Source organism: Actinoallomurus purpureus, from assembly GCF_024055795.1.
GTDB classification, from domain to species: Bacteria; Actinomycetota; Actinomycetes; order Streptosporangiales; family Streptosporangiaceae; genus Actinoallomurus; species Actinoallomurus purpureus.
On record NZ_JAMXMY010000008.1, the window covers coordinates 46,232 to 62,532 of the forward strand.

Genomic DNA, 16,301 nt, shown 5'->3' on the forward strand with positions numbered 1-16,301 from the left:
CCGGCCCCGGCCGGTCAGCCGTGGCCGTGCCAGGAGCGCCACAGCGCGGCGTACGAGCCGTCCCGGGCGATCAGCTCGTGGTGACCGCCGAGCTCGATGATCCGGCCGTCCTCCACGACGGCGACCCGGTCGGCGTCGTGGGCGGTGTGCAGCCGATGCGCGATGGCCACGACCGTACGTCCGTCGAGGACCGCCGAGAGGCTGCGTTCGAGGTGCCGGGCGGCGCGCGGGTCCAGCAGCGACGTCGCCTCGTCGAGCACCAGCGTGTGCGGATCGGCCAGGACGAGACGGGCGAGCGCGAGCTGCTGCGCACGGGCGGGTGACAACACCGCGTTGCCGGTGCCGACCGCGGTGTCCAGCATCGCGAGGGCCCAGGACGCGTCGACCGCGTCCAGTGCCCGCGCCAGCTCCTCGTCGGACGCGTCCGGCCGGGCGAGCACCAGGTTGTCGCGTACCGTGCCCCGGAACACGTGGTGCTCCTGGGTGACCAGCGCGACGTTGCGGCGCAGGTCCTCCAGCGGCAGGTCCACCAGCGGCACCCCGCCGACGGTCACCGCTCCGGTGCGCGGCCGCAGCACGCCGGCGAGCAGGCGGCCGAGGGTGGACTTGCCCGCGCCGCTGGGCCCGACCATGGCGAGCCGTTCTCCCGGTCGCAGGTGGAGGTCGATCCCGTGCAGCACGTCCTGGCCGTCCCGGTAGGAGTACCGCACCGTGTCGACCGCCATCCGCTCGCCGTCGGGCCGTTCGTCGCTCGGGGCGCGGTCCGCGGGCACCTCGGCGACGCCCAGCAGCCGGGCCAGGGACGCGCCGCCGACCTGCAGCTCGTCGACCCAGGACAGGAACCGGTCGAGCGGGTCGATGAGCTGCTGGACGTACAGCGTGGCGGCGGTGACCTGGGCGAGCGACGCCAGGCCGTGGAGGTAGAAGAGCCCGCCGATCAGCAGCGTCGCCGCCACCGGGAGCACGTAACCGATCTCCACCAGCGGGAACCACACCATGCGCAGCCCGAGGGTGTACCGCTCGGCCTCCCACGCGCCGGCGAGGTCGGCGTCGGTCCGCGCGACGCGGCGGCGCTCCAGCCGCAATGCCTCGATGGTGCGCGCGCCGTCGACCGTCTCGGTGAGCCCGGCGGTCACGCCGCCCCACGCCTCGTTCTCCCGGAGGTACCCGTCGCGAGCGCGCTTGAGGTACCACCGGGTGCCGCACCACAGCAGCGGCACCCCGACGAGGCACGGCAGGGCCAGCAGCGGCCCGACGAGGACCAGCGCGCCAATCGCGAAGGCGCCGGTGACCATCGCGATCAGCGTCTCGGGCACCGCGTGCCGCACCGTACGAGCGAGGGCGTCGACGTCGCGCGCCGTGCGGGTGACCAGGTCGCCGGTGCCCGCCCGCTCGACCGTGGACAGCGGCAGCTCCAGGACCCGGTCGACGAACTCCTCGCGCAGCCGCGCCAGGACCTTCTCGCCGAGCCGCGCGGACATGTACACGGCGTACCGCAGCAGCACGCCCTGGGCGATGACGAAGACCAGGAGGGCGATCGCGATCCGGTCGACCGTCACGTGCGAGGACCCGGCGCGCACCTCCTGGACGACCTCGCCGAGGAGGCGCGGGGCGACCAGCCCCGCGATCGCGGCGAGGCCGTGCAGGCCGAGCACGACGGCGAGCTCACGCGGATAGGCGAGCGTCAGCCGCCGCGCGTACGCCCGCACCTGGGCGGGCGAGGCGACCGGCAGGATCCGTGTGGCGGCCCCTGACACGTCGTGCCCCTCCCCCGGACGCCGGGTCCCCTCATCGGTCCGGTCGCCGCGCTCTTCGGCCGTGACGTCGCGCCCCTCCGGCCGGCGGGTTCCCTCATCGGTCCGTTCGCCGCGCTCTTCGGCCGTGACGTCGCGCCCCTCCGGCCGGCGGGTCTCCTCGTCGATCCGGTCGTCGCGCTCTTCGGTCGTCACATCGCGCCCCTCCGGCACGCTCATTGCTCCTCTCGGGTCACGGTGGTGGCGTAGGCGGGCTCGGCGGTGAGCAGCTCGTGGTGGCGGCCGGTCGCCGCGGCCTTGCCGCCCTGGACGAAGATCACCTCGTCCGCGTGGTCGAGCACGAGCGGGCTGGTCGTGCACACGACCGTCGTGCGCCCCTCACGGTGCGTCCCGAGACGGCCCGCGATCCGGGCCTCGGTGTGGGCGTCGACCGCCGACGTCGGCTCGACGAGGACGAGGACGTCCGGGTCGGCGACGAGGGCACGGGCGAGCCGGAGCCGCTGCTGCTGGCCGCCGGAGAACTCCCGGCCGCCCTCGGCGACCGTGGAGCGCAGGCCGTCCGGCAACTCGTCGACCACGTCCTCCGCGCACGCCGTGCGCAGTGCCGCCCGGACGGCCGGCTCGGGTGCCCCGCCGGGGCCGCCGAGCTCGTCCAGCAGCCGCCCGGAGAACAGCCGCGCCTCGTTGTCGGCGACCAGGATCGCCTCGCGTACGGACGGCAGGGACAGCTCGTGCAGGGGGACACCGCCCCACGTGACCGCCCCGCCGGCGAAGCGGCCGAGCCGGTCCGCGATGACCTGGGCGTCCTCCGGCGTGGTCGCGGCGATCGCGGTGAGGCGGCCGGGCCGTACGACGACGCCGGACTCCCCGTCGACCAGGTCGCCGCCGGCCGGGGACCGGGTTCCGAGGTCGGGCGGCTCGGGGGTCATGCGGAGGATCCGCACGACCCGGCGGGCCGCGACGTGCGCCTTGGTGAGCTTGTCCGCCGCCTCGGTGAGGGTCCGCAGCGGGTCGACGAGGAAGACCGCGTATCCGTAGAAGGCGACCAGCTCGCCGGTCGTGATCTCGCCGTTCAGGGCGAACCGCGCCCCCGCCCAGGTGACCAGCGCGACCAGCAGGCCGGGCAGCAGCACCTGCGCGCCGTCCAGGAGAGACTCGGTGCGCGCGACGCGGACGCCGGCCGCGCGGACGGTCTGGGACTCCTCGCGGTAGCGCGCGGCGAACACCTGCTCGCCGCCGATCCCGCGCAGCACGCGCAGCCCCGCGACGATGTCGCCGGCCCGGGTGGCCAGCTCGCCCTGCAGCTCGCGCTGGTGCTGCTGGTACCGGTGCAGCGGGCGCAGCAGCGGGCCCACTACGAAGGCCAGCAACGGCACCCCGGCCAGCACGATCAGGCCGAGCCGCCAGGAGGTCGTCAACAGGACCGCGCCCGCCACGCCGATCGAGACGACCGCGCCGCTGCCGCGCCCGAAGATGTCCATCGCCGCGCCGATGTGGGAGATGTCGGCGATCCCGACGCTGACGACCTCGCCGCTCGCGAGCCGCTTCGGCAGCGTCGCGCCGAGCCGGGCGGCCTGGCGGGTCGTCACCTGGACCGTGCGGAACGCCGCGCCCAGCCAGTTGACCGTGGAGTAGCGGTGCCGCAGCACCCCGGTGGTCGCCTGGATCACGCCGAGGACCAGCAGCGCTCCGGACCAGGCCAGCAGGGCCCCGGCGTCGCGAGCGGTCAGGCCCGCGTCGATCGCCCGGCCGATCACGAAGGGCATCAGCGCCTGGCTCGCCATCCACACCACGCCACTGCCGGCCGCGGCGGCCATCGTGCCGGCCTGGGCGCGCGCCGCCCACAGCAGGTAGCGCCCGGCCGACCGGTCGTCGGGCGTGCCGGGGTCCGGCACGGGAAATGAGCGCATGGAGAGACCCTGATCGAGAGACGGCAGGTCTCTCGACGTTACCCAGCCCTCATGATCAGGCGCGAGCGATTTTCTCGTCGGCGAAGTGGCAGGCGCTCGGGTGGAGCGAGCCCGTCGTGCCCTCCTCTGAGCCGCGAACGGCCGCTCTGATCTCCAGGAGGGGCTCCTCGGCGGCGCAGACGTCCTCGGCCTTCCAGCAGCGCGTACGGAACCGGCAGCCGGACGGCGGGTCGGTCGGGCTCGGGACGTCGCCCTCGAGCACGATCGGGGTCCCCCGACGCGTCGGGTCGGGCACCGGCACGGCGGACAGGAGCGCCTGCGTGTACGGATGCGTCGGATGGTCGTAGATCTGCTCCTCGTCGCCGATCTCGACGATCTTCCCGAGGTACATCACCGCGACCCGGTCGGAGATGTGGCGGACGACGGCCAGGTCGTGCGCGATGAAGACGTACGACAGGCCGAACTCCTTCTGCAGGTCGACCAGGAGGTTCATGACCTGCGCCTGGACCGAGACGTCCAGCGCGGAGACGGGCTCGTCGCAGATGATGACGTCGGGCCGCAGGGCGAGCGCGCGGGCGATACCGATCCGCTGCCGCTGCCCGCCGGAGAACTGGTGCGGGTAGCGGTTCACGTGGTCGGGGTCCAGGCCGACGATCTCCAGCAGCTCCCGTACGCGGCGACGCCGCCCGCCCTCCGGGTCCCCGTGGATCGCGAACGGCTCGCCGACGATGTCGCCGACGGTCATGCGCGGGTTCAGCGACGTGTAGGGGTCCTGCAGGACCATCTGCACCCGGCGCCGCAGACGCCGCAGCTCCCCGCGGGACAGCGCGAACACGTCCCGGTCCTCGAAGCGCACGCTGCCGGACGTGGGGCGTTCGAGGGCCATGAGGAGCCTGGCGAGCGTGCTCTTGCCGCAGCCGGACTCCCCCACCAGACCGAGCGTCTCGCCCTTGCGCAGCCCGAAGGAGACCCCGTCGACCGCCTTGACCCGCCCCACCTGGTGCTTGAACACGATCCCCTGGGTGAGCGGGAAGTGCTTGACCAGGTTCTCGACCTGAAGGATCTCCTCAGCCACCGAGCACCTCCTCCGCGTAGTGACAGGCGCTCCAGTGCCCGGTCCCGGTGACGTCGCGCAGCGCGGGCACCTCGCCGGCGCAGCGCTCCTCCCGCGCCCTCGGGCAGCGCGGGTGGAACGGGCATCCGGAGGGGATCGCCGCCAGGTTCGGCGGCGCCCCCTTGATCGGGCTCAGCGCCCGGTCCCGTACGTCGACGCGCGGCACCGACGCCAGCAGTCCCTCGGTGTACGGGTGCGCGGGCCGGGCGTACAGGTCCTTGACGGCGGCCTCCTCGACGGCGCGCCCGGCGTACATCACCACGATGCGGTCCGCGACGTCGGCCACCACGCCGAGGTCGTGCGTGATGAGGATCAGGCCCATCGCCATCTCCTCCTGCAGGTCCGACAGGAGCTTCATGATCTGCGCCTGCACGGTGACGTCGAGCGCGGTGGTGGGCTCGTCGGCGATCAGCACGTCCGGTTCGAGGGCCAGCGCCATCGCGATCATCACGCGCTGGCGCATGCCGCCGGAGAACTGGTGCGGATGGTCGCCGGCCCGGGAGGCGGCCGACGGGATCCGCACGTGGTCCATCAGCTCGATCGCCCGCTTGCGGGCGTCGCGGCGAGACATCCCCCGGTGGACGATCAGCATCTCGGCGATCTGGTCGCCCACCCGGTGCACCGGGTTCAGCGCCGACAGGGCGTCCTGGAAGATCATCGCGATCTTCGCGCCCCGGTAGGTCCGGCGCCTCTTCTCGGGCAGGCCGAGCAGCTCGGTGCCGCGGAAGCGCACGGCGCCCTTGGTGACGCGCGCGGGCGGGGTGTCGAGGATGCCCATCACGGCCTGCGCGCTGACGCTCTTGCCGGACCCGGACTCCCCCAGGATCGCGACGGTCTCGCCCTCCTCCAGACGGTAGGAGAGCCCGTTGACGGCGCCCACCGTCGAGCCGCGCATGCGGAACTCGACGTGCAGGTCATCGACCTGGAGCAGCGGTGTCCCCGGAGCGGGGTCGGGTGTGTTCATCAGCGCAGTTTCGGGTCCAGGGCGTCGCGTACGGCGTCGCCGAGCAGCAGGAAGCTCAGCACGGTCGCCGTCAGGAGTATCGCGGGATAGATGAGGAGGTAGGGATAATCGACGAAGAGCTCCTGGGCCTGGCTCAGCTGCAGCCCCCACGAGACCGTGGGGTACTGCAGGCCGACGCCGAGGTAGTCGAGCGTCGCCTCGTACCCGATCACCACTCCCACGTTGAGCATGGCGTAGACGAAGACCGGCGCGATGGCGTTCGGCAGGATGTGCCGCGCCATGATCCGTACGTCGCCGGCGCCGAGCATCCGCGCCGCCTGGACGTAGTCGGCGTCGCGGACCGACAGCACCTGGCCGCGCATCAGGCGGGTCATCGTCGGCCACCACAGCACGCCCAGCACCAGCGACATCGTCCACACGCCGTGGTCGGGGAACGCGGTGAGGATCACCAGTGCGCCGAGGACCAGCGGCAGCCCGAACAGGATGTCGGTGAGACGGGAGATGATCGTGTCGAGCCAGCGCCCGAAGTAGCCGGACAGTGAGCCGAGCACGATCGCCAGGCTCAGGGCGATCCCCGTCACCACGAACCCGACGATCATCGGTGCCCGTGCGCCGTGCACGATCTGGGCCCAGTAGTCGCAGCCGTGCGTGTCGTACCCGAACGGATGTCCGCGCGCCGCGAAGGGGTTCCACGACGGCGGCCGGTGCTTGGCCAGTTTGACGTCGCAGCGGTCGTTGGACCCCCGGTCGGTGAACAGTGCCGGGAACGCCGCCATCAGGCCCATCGCCAGGAGGATCGCGACCGACACCCAGAACATCACGCGCCGCCGCAGCTCGCGCCACGCGTCGCTCCACAGGGAGGCGGAGGCGCCGACGACCTCGGAGCCGGTCTGCGCGACCGCGAGCGTGTCCGCTGTCTCACTCATACCGGATCCTCGGGTCGAGAGCGCCGTACACGATGTCGACGACCAGGTTGGCCGCCAGGTAGATCAGGACGAGGAACGTCGAGATCCCGACGACCGTCGGCCCGTCCTTGACCTGGATCGCCAGGAAGACCTGCTGGCCGATACCGGGCAGGTTGAAGATGCCCTCGATGATGATCGCGCCGGCCAGCAGGTTCCCCAGGTCGATCCCGAGGTAGGTCACCACCGGGATCAGTGAGTTGCGCAGGGTGTGCCGGACGACGATCCGCCGGCGCGGCAGCCCCTTGGCGAGCGCCGTCCGCACGTAGTCGGCCCGCATGTTCTCGACCAGGCTGGTGCGGGTGAGCCGGGCGATGTACGCCAGGCTCAGGGAGCCGAGGATCATGCCGGGCAGCAGATAGCTGTACGGCCAGCCGTCGTCGGTGCCCACGGTCGGGAACAGGCCGAGTTTCAGCCCGAACACCAGCTGCGCGGAGTAGCCCAGCACGAACTGCGGGACGGCGATGACGAACGTCGTGCCGCTCAGCACCAGGGAGTCGACGATCCCGCCCTTGCGCAGCCCCGCCCACACGCCGAGCGCGATCCCCATGCCCAGCTCGAAGATCCAGGCGGTGAGGGCGAGCTGCGCGGTGACCGTCCAGCTCGAGGCCATGAGACTCGAGACGGACTGGCCGTTGAGCGTCTCCCCGAAGTCGCCGCGGAACAGGCCGAGCAGGTACCTGCCGTACTGCACGACCAGCGGCTCGTCGAGGTGATAGTGATGCCGGAGCGCCTCGTACACGGACGGCGGCATGGGCTTGTCGCCGCCCAGGACCCGGATCGGGTCACCGGGCAGCGCGAACACCAGCACGTAGATCAGGAAGGTCGTGCCCAGCACGACCGGCACCATCTGCAGCAGGCGCCGGAGGACGAAGCGCCACACGCTACTTGACCGTCACCGTCTCAAGCCGCAGATGCGCCGTGGTGTACGGGTCGATCTTGACGTCCCCGATCCGCTTGGAAAAGCCGATCTGGTCCCGCCAGTTCCACAGCGGGGTCAGCGGCAGGTCCTTCAGCACGACGTCCTCGGCCTGCTGGTACAGCTGCTGGGCCTGCTGCGGGTCGCCGGCGGCGTTGGCCTTCTTGATCAGGTCGAGGCAGGCGACGCCGTCGTAGCCGGAGCGGATCGGCGGCGTGCAGCGCGGGGTGAGATAGTCCTCGGCGCTCGGATAGTCCATCGTCCAGTTGCTGCGGTACGGGCCGGTGGCCTTGTGGTCGCTCAGCTTGGTCAGGTAGTCCGACACCTGGACCTTGTCGAAGACGATGTCCTTGATGCCGAGATTCTGCTTGAGCTGGTTGGCGATGTCGGTCATCCACTGCTCGTACGTCGCGTCGGCGTTGGAGAACATCAGGTGCAGCGTGCCGTTGAAGCCGCCCGCCTTGTCGAACAGCTGCTTGGCCGCCTGCGGGTTGTACGTGCACGCCTCGGCGCAGGCGCCCTCCCGGTAACCGGGGACGATCGGCGCCAGGAGGGAGCCGACCGGCTTGAACGCGCCGTTGTAGACGGAGTTCACGATCGACTGCCGGTCGATGGCCATCGAGACGGCCTTGCGCAGGTCCGGATTGGCGTACGCCTTGTCGTACAGCGGGAACTCGAGGAAGTCCATCGTGCCGCTCGGCTCGCTCACGAAACGGTCTCCGAGCAGCCGCTTGGCCTGCGGGACCTTGGCCGCCGGGATCTGGTCGTCGTAGTCGACCTTGCCGGCCTGCAGGTCGGTGTACGCCGCGTCACGGCCGGCGTAGATCTTGAATGTGAGCCCGTCGGCGTGGGCGGGGCGCGGTCCCTTGTAGCCGGTGAACTTCTTCAGTTTGATCTGCCTGTTGTGCTCCCAGGAGCCGTCCAGCATGAACGGTCCGTTGCCGATCGGCTTCTGCTCGAACCCCTTGAGGTCGCTGAGCGCGGCCTTGGGCAGCGGCGCCGTGCCGACGAAGGACAGCACCAGCGGCAGCTGGCTGAAGGGCTTGGTCAGCGTGATCTGCAGGGTGTGGTCGTCGATGACCTTCAGGCCCCGCAGCTTGTCGGTCTTGGGCTTGGCCTTCTCGTCCGACGGGTTCAGGTCGTCGTAGCCGTCGATGGTGGCGAAGTAGGCGTTGTTGCCCCAGCCGTTCGGGCCGTACGCGGCCTGGTTCCACGCGTCGGCGTAGCTCTGGGCGGTGACCGGCTCCCCGTTGTGGAAGGTGAGACCCGGCTTGATCTTGACGGTCCAGACCTTCTGATCCGTCGAGGTGAGGGACTCGGCCTCCTGCGGCAGGGGCTTGCCCGTCGGGTCGAGTGTCATCAACCGGTCGAAGAGCGCGTCGTCGACGTTCAGGCCCTGACCGTCGTTGGTGTTGCCCGGCGTGAGGTGCTCCGGCTCGGTGACGGCGTAGCTGAAGGACTTGTCCGTGCCACCGCCGCCGGATCCGCCGCCACCACAGGCGGAGGCCGCGAGCGCCACCGCGGTCAAGGAGATGAGCCAGCGGCTCTTTTTCTCGGACATCGGGCCGTCCACCTCCGGGATCGTACGGTGATCGGCCCTAGCCTCGGGCAATGCGGCCACGGTTGGTAGATCTTTACGTCAACCGTTTCGATATCGAAATATACCTACCAACGCGACCGTGGACTCGGACGCACCGACGGCCACCACGGACGGACGGCTCGTGATTGGGCCGTGGGTCCCTGTCGAAAGGCGGCCGCGACTGCGAAGATCGGCGCGCGGGCGGTGGGGCCATCGGCGCATGCCGGACCACCGCCGCACGACCCACGGATCACCCCTTCACCCGGAGCCGGCCGACCGCATGAGAACCCTCAAAGCCCTCCTGTCCACCGTCACGGTGGCCACCGCACTCCTGTCCGGCACCGCCCCGGCCGACGCCGCGACCGCCACCATCACCGTCGCCTTCGGTACGACGGTCCGCACTGTGCCGCCCGAGACCTTCGGCATCGACATCTCCGGGTACGGCTACGGGAACTACATCACCAACGACGCCGCCCAGCGCGCCATGCTCGGCGGCGGCCGGTACGGCCTGGCCCGCATGCAGCTCGTCTACAGTGTCCCCGGCGACACCACCAGCAAGATCGTGGCCGGCGGTGACGGCGCCGACCGCGGGCCGACCGGCGACGAGTGGGTATCGTCGATCAAGAACCTCGGCGCGGCACCCGTCGTGATCGCGCCCCTGGACGCCGTCGACGCCGCCGGGCTGGTCCGCCACTTCAACACCGGAACGGCGCCGAACACGGTCACCCGCTGGATCCTCGGCAACGAACCCGACGGGGCCAAGATGGAGGCGGCGGACTACTCCGCGAAGTTCAACGCGGTCTACGACGCGATGAAGGCCGTCGACCCGACCATCAAGATCGGCGGACCCGCCACGGCCTACCCGAACTGGGACTTCCTCCAGACATTCCTCACGGGCAGCGGCTCACGGGCGGACTTCGTCGACTTCCACAAGTACGGCATGGGCGGAGACACGTTCCTCTGCGACGACCAGCTGCTCGCCAATACCGTCGGCTGGGAGAACGACATCACCCGCCTGCGCGGCATGATCCAGACGACGGTCCCGAGCCGGGCCTCCTCGATCGGCATCGAGGTCGGTGAGATGAACTCCGACTGGAGCGTGCACACCGCGCCGAGCAGCTGCGGGAACACCGGCACCGAGCCCCTGCAGTACCGCAACGCCGCCGTCTGGTGGGCCGCCAGCGCCTTCGGCCACGTGGTGAACGCCGGCGGGACCGGCATGGCCTACGCCGACAAGAACGGCGCGCTCGGCCTGTTGTACGACCAGGTCAACGCGGACCGGCCGTCGTACGCCCAGAACGGCGCCGGCCTGGACGAGCGGATGCCGATCTACAGCGGCCTGGGCTTCTTCACGGGGCAGCAGGGCACCTCGCTGAGGCACTTCGGCACCAGCCTGGTCTCCTCGTCGACGACCCTCCCCGACGTCGAGGCCTACGCGTCGGCGAACCCGAAGGTGATCGTGATCGTGAACAAGGGCACGACGAACCGGCAGGCCGTCATCGGGGTCGACAGCGGCACCACGGCCACCGCGTTCCAGAAGGACGGCAACACGGTCTCCTACGCCACGCCCACGTCGCTCGGCTCGCTGCCCGTCCAGTCCGGGCAGATCAGCGTCACCCTGCCCGGTCCGTCCGTCACACAGCTCGCGATCGGTTAGAGACATGTTCACGGCCCGGGCGGAAAGGGGGACGTACCTTCCGCCCGGGCCGTGAAGTCCGGTCGCGGCCCGCTCAGCCTCGGTAGGCCTTGAGCAGGTCGGCGTTGAGACGGGAGATCGTCTCGAGCGGGATTCCCTTCGGGCAGACCGCGGTGCACTCGCCGGTGTTCGTGCAGCCGCCGAAGCCCTCGGCGTCCATCTGGTCCACCATCGCGGTGACCCGGTCGTACCGTTCCGGCTGGCCCTGCGGCAGCAGGCCCAGGTGGGTGATCTTCGCGGCGGTGAACAGCATCGCGGAGGCGTTCGGGCAGGCCGCCACGCACGCCCCGCAGCCGATGCAGGTCGCCGCGTCGAACGCGTCGTTCGCGTCGTCCTTCGGCACCGGAATGGCCGCCGCCTCGGGCGCCGAGCCGGTCGGGGCGCTGATGTAGCCGCCGGCCTGGATGATCCGGTCGAACGCCGTCCGGTCCACGACCAGGTCCTTGATGACCGGGAACGCCCGCGCCCGCCACGGCTCGATCGTGATGACGTCGCCGTCTTTGAACTTCCGCATGTGCAGCTGGCAGGTGGTCGTGGCCTTCTCCGGCCCGTGCGGCGTGCCGTCGATCACCAGCGAGCACATGCCGCAGATGCCCTCACGGCAGTCGTGGTCGAACGCGACCGGGTCCTCGTCCTCGAGGATCAGCCGCTCGTTGAGGATGTCGAGCATCTCCAGGAACGACATGTCCGGCGAGACGTCGTCGAGCTCGTACGAGACCATCCGGCCCTTGTCGGCGGTGTTCTGCTGCCGCCAGATCTTCAGCGTGAGCTTCATTACTTGTACGACCTCTGGGTCATCTTGACGTTCTCGTACTCGAGGTCCTCCTTGTGGAGGACGGGCGCGCCGCCCGTGTACTCCCACGCCGCCACGTAGGCGAACCTCTCGTCGTCGCGGAGCGCCTCGCCGTCAGGGGTCTGCGACGCGGTGCAGAAGTGGCCGCCGCAGGACTCCTCGCGGTGGAGCGCGTCGATGCACATCAGCTCGGCCAGCTCGAAGAAGTCGGCGATGCGGCCGGCCTTCTCAAGGTTCTGGTTGAACTCCTCGTTCTCGCCCGGGACCTTGACGCGGGTCCAGAACTCCTCGCGCAGCTCGCGGATCCGCTCGATCGCCTTGAGGAGGCCGACCTCGTGGCGTTCCATCCCGCAGTACTCCCACATGACCGCGCCGAGCTCGCGGTGGAAGGAGTCGGGCGTACGGTCGCCGTCGATCGACAGGAGCTTCTCGATGCGGCTGTCGACCGCCTCGCGGGCCTCGACGACGGCCTCGTGGTCCTCACCGATCTTCTCGAACGGTCCCTTGGCCAGGTAGTCGCTGATGGTGTTCGGCAGCACGAAGTAGCCGTCGGCGAGGCCCTGCATCAGCGCGGACGCGCCGAGGCGGTTCGCGCCGTGGTCGGAGAAGTTCGCCTCGCCGATCACGAACAGGCCCGGGATGGTCGACTGCAGGTCGTAGTCGACCCACAGGCCGCCCATCGTGTAGTGCACCGCCGGGTAGATGCGCATCGGGACGTCGAACGGGTCCTCGCCGGTGATGCGCTCGTACATCTCGAACAGGTTGCCGTACTTGGCCGCGACGGCGTCCCGGCCGAGCCGCGCGATCGCGTCGGCGAAGTCCAGGTAGACGCCCAGCCCGCCCGGACCGACGCCCCGGCCCTCGTCGCAGACGTTCTTGGCGGCGCGGGAGGCGATGTCCCGCGGCACCAGGTTGCCGAACGACGGGTAGATGCGCTCGAGGTAGTAGTCGCGTTCGTCCTCGGGGATGTCGGCCGCCTTGCGGGTGTCGCCCTTCTTCGCCGGCACCCAGACGCGGCCGTCGTTGCGCAGCGACTCCGACATCAGGGTCAGCTTCGACTGGTGATCACCGCTCGGCGGGATGCAGGTCGGGTGGATCTGCGTGAAGCACGGGTTGGCGAACAGCGCGCCCTTGCGATGCGCCCGCCAGGTCGCCGTGACGTTGCAGCCCTTGGCGTTGGTCGACAGGAAGAAGACGTTGCCGTAGCCGCCGGACGCCAGCACGACCGCGTCGGCGGTGTGCGTCTCGATCTCGCCGGTGACCATGTCACGGGCGACGATGCCGCGCGCCACGCCGTCGACGACGATCAGCTCGAGCATCTCGTGCCGGGCGAACATCTGCACGGTGCCGGCCGCGACCTGCCGCTCGAGCGCCTGATAGGCGCCGAGCAGCAGCTGCTGGCCCGTCTGACCGCGGGCGTAGAACGTCCGGGAGACCTGCACGCCGCCGAACGACCGGGTGTCCAGGAGGCCGCCGTAGTCGCGGGCGAACGGCACGCCCTGCGCCACGCACTGGTCGATGATCTCGACGCTGACCTGGGCGAGGCGGTAGACGTTCGACTCGCGGGACCGGTAGTCGCCGCCCTTGATCGTGTCGTAGAAGAGGCGCTGGATGCTGTCGCCGTCGTTGCGGTAGTTCTTGGCGGCGTTGATGCCGCCCTGCGCCGCGATGCTGTGCGCGCGCCGCGGGCTGTCCTGGTAGCAGAACGACTTGACCTGATAGCCCAGCTCGCCGAGCGTCGCGGCGGCCGAGCCGCCGGCCAGGCCGGTGCCCACCACGATGACCGACAGCTTCCTGCGGTTGGCCGGATTGACCAGCTTGCCGCCGAAACGGCGCTTGTCCCAGCACTCCTCGAGCGGGCCCTCCGGCGCCTTGGTGTCCTCGATGGGGGCGCCCTCGGTGAACAGTTCGTCCATGGCTACTTCAACACTCCGATCGTGACCCCGACGGGAACGGCCACGAAGCCGAGCACCACCAGCGCCGCGGTGACGTCGGCGACCAGGCGGATGGCGGGGTAACGGCCCTGGCGGCCCCAGCCGAGCGTCTGGACGGCGCTGAACAGGCCGTGGCGCAGGTGGAGGCCGACCAGGATGACGGCGACGATGTAGAAAAGGGTGATGTACCAGCGGGCGGGGTCGAAGTCCGCGATGACCTTGTCGTACGGCGTGGCGTTCTCGCCCTTCGGGTTGACGGCTCCGAAGGTCAGGTCCAGCAGATGCCAGATGACGAACAGCAGGATGACGACCCCGCCGTACCGCATGACGTACGTGGCGTACCCGTTCTCGTGCACCTTGGGCCGCGCGGCGTACCGGACGGGGCGGGCTCGGCGCGCCTGGCGGGCCAGGGAGACCGCCGCCCATATGTGCAGGATCACGGCGACGACGAGGCCGGCTTCCAGGCTGCTCAGGAAGACGCGGTGCGGGAGCGCCGGCGCGCCGACCGATCGCAGCCAGTAGGAGTAGTGGTTGAAGTCCTCCCGGCCCAGGAAGGCCTTGAGGTCGCCGAGCATGTGGGTGATCACGAACAGGAAGAGGATGGCGCCGGTCACCGCCATGACGACCTTTCGGCCGACGGAGGAGCGGTACCGCTTCAGCGGACCGGCCGCCGACGAGGGCGTCTTCGGGCGGGGACGGGTGGCCACCGGCGTGGATCGGGTCACGGACGACACATCGCGCAAGCTATGTCCGTTTTTACGGTGGCGTCCAAGACATGACGACGCTTGTTTCCATAGCCGTAGGCTATGAACCGTGCAGCTACAGCAGCTTTCGTACTTCGTCGCCGTGGCCGAGGTGAGGCACTTCACACAGGCGGCGGAAACTCTGCGCGTCGCACAGCCGTCCCTGTCCAAGCAGATCAGGACGCTGGAGGCGGAGCTGGGCGCCCCGCTGTTCAGCCGCGCCCGTGGCAACATCACGCTGACGCCCGCCGGCGAGGCGCTGCTCCCCCTCGCGCGGCGCATCCTCGCGGACGTCGAGACGGCGCGCCGGGAGGTCCAGGACCTGACCGGGCTGCGGCGCGGGCGCGTACGGCTCGGCGCGACCCCATCGCTGTTCGCCGGCCTGCTCGCCGACGCGCTGATGCGCTTCCGCACCCGCTATCCCGGCATCGAGCTGCGGGTCGAGGAGGGCGGCTCCCGCGACCTCGTACGGGACCTGGCGCGCGGGCAGCTGGACCTGGCCCTGATCATCCTGCCGCTGCAGAGCACGGACCCGGCCCTGGAGACGATGCCGATCCTGCGCGAGGACCTGATCGTCGTCTCGCCGCACGCGGACGCGCCGAAACGCTCCCCGCTGCGGATCGAGGACCTGCGGTCGCGGCCGCTGGTGATGTTCCGCCGCGGGTACGACCTGCGGGAGGCGACCCAGGCGGCCTGCCGGCAGGCGGGGTTCGAGCCGCGGTTCGCCGTCGAGGGCGGGGAGATGGACGCGGTACTGCGGTTCGTCGAGGCCGGCATGGGCTCGGCCGTCGTGCCGTCGATGGTGCTCGCCGGGCGGCCCGGCCTCGTGGGCACTCCCCTGGCTCCGCCCGGGCTGCAGCGCACGATCGCGCTGGCCCGCCGCAAGGACGTCGACCCGACGCACGCCGCACGGGCGTTCCGCGAGACGCTGCTCGGATTCCTGCGCGACGCCGAGACCGACGACGCCCTCCCGCCGGGGGTCGAGCGGCTCGACTGAGACGGCGGTTCCGGCGGTCACGCCGACGCGCCGGCCGCCCCGCGGGACGCCGGCGAGGTACACACGCACGGCGTCCGCCGGGCGCGCGCCCGCAGCGGGCGTCAGGTGATCACGTCGACGTGCGGGGCGAACTCGCGCAGTGCCCTGGCCAGCCTCCGCCGGGCGATCCGCCAGCCGCCCAGGCGGGTCGACACCAGACGCGGCGGCTCCTCGTCGGGCGGCGCGTAACCCCGCAACGCCACGGCGCCGTGGCCGGTCGAGCCGCCCTCGGCCGCGTGGAACTCGATCGCCGCGACGTCGTCCCAGGAGAACCACTCGCCCTTGGCGCGGTCCCCCGAGGGGCACCAGAAGACGCCGTCGCGGGTCACGGCGAACGCCACCCGCCCCCGTACAACGCGGCGCAGATAGACGGCCGCGAGCACGAACAGGCCGACACCGGCGAGCGGCATCAGGCAGCCGGCCCAGAAGTTCACCCAGTCACCGACGCTCGGATGCGCGCCGGGACGCCAGCGCGCACTCGCCGGGCGCCGCAGCTCCCCGATGACGAATCCGGCGACGAGAACCGCGCCGACGACGGCGGGGACGAGCGGGCTCCACCAGGCGTAACGCACGACGTACGCGCCCGGGCCGAAGCTCGACCGTGACCGTTGCCCCATCCCTCACTCCCGTCAGGCGACTCCCGGGAGCCGCGATCTCATGCCATCCCACGAGCACACAATCGGACATTAGCGGAACAAACGCCTATTAGGCATCATAATTCACAAATACCGATTTTGGTCACATTTGGCGCATAATTAGCCCGGTTACTCGCTAGTAAGTGGGCAGTTTCACATTCGGTGACCGCGCCTCGTATCTTGCTCGTGACAACTCCCTAATAACGTAGAGCGCCCCGCAGAGGAGAGGCTGGAGTATAGGCGGCCCTCCCAGGCGATGTGC

13 protein-coding genes are annotated in these 16,301 nt (G+C 70.6%); 2 read left to right on the forward strand and 11 right to left on the reverse strand.

The window, feature by feature from the left end; translation table 11 throughout:
- Positions 1–14: 14 nt before the first annotated feature.
- Genes NE236_RS16540 through NE236_RS16570 form a run of 7 tightly spaced genes read right to left on the reverse strand, consistent with a single transcriptional unit; the run spans position 15 to position 9,184 of the window.
- Positions 15–1,973: an ABC transporter ATP-binding protein gene (locus tag NE236_RS16540; RefSeq protein ID WP_252842875.1), complete on the reverse strand. Its 1,959-nt coding sequence runs from the start codon at positions 1,971–1,973 to the stop codon at positions 15–17.
- Positions 1,970–3,664 (reverse strand): ABC transporter ATP-binding protein, encoded by a 1,695-nt coding sequence (locus tag NE236_RS16545; protein WP_252842876.1) that lies wholly within the window; start codon positions 3,662–3,664, stop codon positions 1,970–1,972. Before NE236_RS16545 ends, NE236_RS16540 begins: the two co-directional genes overlap by 4 nt.
- 55 nt (positions 3,665–3,719) lie before the next feature.
- Positions 3,720–4,739, reverse strand: a complete 1,020-nt coding sequence (locus NE236_RS16550; RefSeq protein ID WP_252842877.1) for an ABC transporter ATP-binding protein — start codon at positions 4,737–4,739, stop codon at positions 3,720–3,722.
- Positions 4,732–5,742, reverse strand: a complete 1,011-nt coding sequence (locus tag NE236_RS16555; protein ID WP_252842878.1) for an ABC transporter ATP-binding protein — start codon at positions 5,740–5,742, stop codon at positions 4,732–4,734. The genes NE236_RS16550 and NE236_RS16555 overlap by 8 nt, the downstream gene beginning before the upstream one ends.
- Positions 5,742–6,668 (reverse strand): ABC transporter permease, encoded by a 927-nt coding sequence (locus tag NE236_RS16560; protein ID WP_252842879.1) that lies wholly within the window; start codon positions 6,666–6,668, stop codon positions 5,742–5,744. The genes NE236_RS16555 and NE236_RS16560 overlap by 1 nt, the downstream gene beginning before the upstream one ends.
- The gene (locus tag NE236_RS44505; protein ID WP_252842880.1) at positions 6,661–7,587 is read right to left on the reverse strand and encodes an ABC transporter permease; all 927 of its coding nucleotides are present in this window, start codon (positions 7,585–7,587) and stop codon (positions 6,661–6,663) included. Before NE236_RS44505 ends, NE236_RS16560 begins: the two co-directional genes overlap by 8 nt.
- 1 nt (position 7,588) lies before the next feature.
- Positions 7,589–9,184 carry a peptide ABC transporter substrate-binding protein gene (locus tag NE236_RS16570; RefSeq protein WP_252842881.1) on the reverse strand — a complete coding sequence of 532 codons (1,596 nt, stop codon included), beginning with the start codon at positions 9,182–9,184 and terminating at the stop codon, positions 7,589–7,591.
- 298 nt (positions 9,185–9,482) lie between these two features.
- Here NE236_RS16570 and NE236_RS16575 point away from each other — a divergent pair, with 298 nt between their 5' ends.
- Positions 9,483–10,859: a GH39 family glycosyl hydrolase gene (locus NE236_RS16575; protein WP_252842882.1), complete on the forward strand. Its 1,377-nt coding sequence runs from the start codon at positions 9,483–9,485 to the stop codon at positions 10,857–10,859.
- Positions 10,860–10,932: 73 nt separating this feature from the next.
- Here the strand turns inward: NE236_RS16575 and NE236_RS16580 are convergent, their stop codons facing one another.
- Genes NE236_RS16580 through NE236_RS16590 form a run of 3 tightly spaced genes read right to left on the reverse strand, consistent with a single transcriptional unit; the run spans position 10,933 to position 14,350 of the window.
- Positions 10,933–11,673, reverse strand: a complete 741-nt coding sequence (locus NE236_RS16580) for a succinate dehydrogenase/fumarate reductase iron-sulfur subunit (RefSeq protein ID WP_252842883.1) — start codon at positions 11,671–11,673, stop codon at positions 10,933–10,935.
- Complete coding sequence (locus NE236_RS16585) at positions 11,673–13,607, reverse strand: fumarate reductase/succinate dehydrogenase flavoprotein subunit (protein ID WP_252842884.1); 1,935 nt, start codon at positions 13,605–13,607, stop codon at positions 11,673–11,675. Before NE236_RS16585 ends, NE236_RS16580 begins: the two co-directional genes overlap by 1 nt.
- 2 nt (positions 13,608–13,609) lie before the next feature.
- Positions 13,610–14,350 (reverse strand): succinate dehydrogenase cytochrome b subunit, encoded by a 741-nt coding sequence (locus NE236_RS16590; protein WP_252842885.1) that lies wholly within the window; start codon positions 14,348–14,350, stop codon positions 13,610–13,612.
- A gap of 88 nt (positions 14,351–14,438) precedes the next feature.
- Here NE236_RS16590 and NE236_RS16595 point away from each other — a divergent pair, with 88 nt between their 5' ends.
- Entirely contained in the window at positions 14,439–15,365 is a 927-nt protein-coding gene (locus NE236_RS16595) for a LysR substrate-binding domain-containing protein (protein ID WP_252842886.1), read from the forward strand.
- 101 nt (positions 15,366–15,466) lie between these two features.
- Here NE236_RS16595 and NE236_RS16600 read toward each other — a convergent pair whose 3' ends face one another.
- Positions 15,467–16,021 (reverse strand): hypothetical protein, encoded by a 555-nt coding sequence (locus NE236_RS16600; protein ID WP_252842887.1) that lies wholly within the window; start codon positions 16,019–16,021, stop codon positions 15,467–15,469.
- Between the last annotated feature and the right edge of the window lie 280 nt (positions 16,022–16,301).

Excerpts from the sequence above, each read along its gene's own strand:
- NE236_RS16540 (WP_252842875.1), bottom strand. The coding sequence starts at position 1,973 with ATGAGCGTGCCGGAGGGGCGCGATGTGACGACCGAAGAGCGCGACGAC.
- NE236_RS16545 (WP_252842876.1), bottom strand. The coding sequence starts at position 3,664 with ATGCGCTCATTTCCCGTGCCGGACCCCGGCACGCCCGACGACCGGTCG.
- NE236_RS16555 (WP_252842878.1), bottom strand. The coding sequence starts at position 5,742 with ATGAACACACCCGACCCCGCTCCGGGGACACCGCTGCTCCAGGTCGAT.
- NE236_RS16560 (WP_252842879.1), bottom strand. The coding sequence starts at position 6,668 with ATGAGTGAGACAGCGGACACGCTCGCGGTCGCGCAGACCGGCTCCGAG.
- NE236_RS16570 (WP_252842881.1), bottom strand. The coding sequence starts at position 9,184 with ATGTCCGAGAAAAAGAGCCGCTGGCTCATCTCCTTGACCGCGGTGGCG.
- NE236_RS16575 (WP_252842882.1), top strand. The coding sequence starts at position 9,483 with ATGAGAACCCTCAAAGCCCTCCTGTCCACCGTCACGGTGGCCACCGCA.
- NE236_RS16580 (WP_252842883.1), bottom strand. The coding sequence starts at position 11,673 with ATGAAGCTCACGCTGAAGATCTGGCGGCAGCAGAACACCGCCGACAAG.
- NE236_RS16585 (WP_252842884.1), bottom strand. The coding sequence starts at position 13,607 with ATGGACGAACTGTTCACCGAGGGCGCCCCCATCGAGGACACCAAGGCG.
- NE236_RS16600 (WP_252842887.1), bottom strand. The coding sequence starts at position 16,021 with ATGGGGCAACGGTCACGGTCGAGCTTCGGCCCGGGCGCGTACGTCGTG.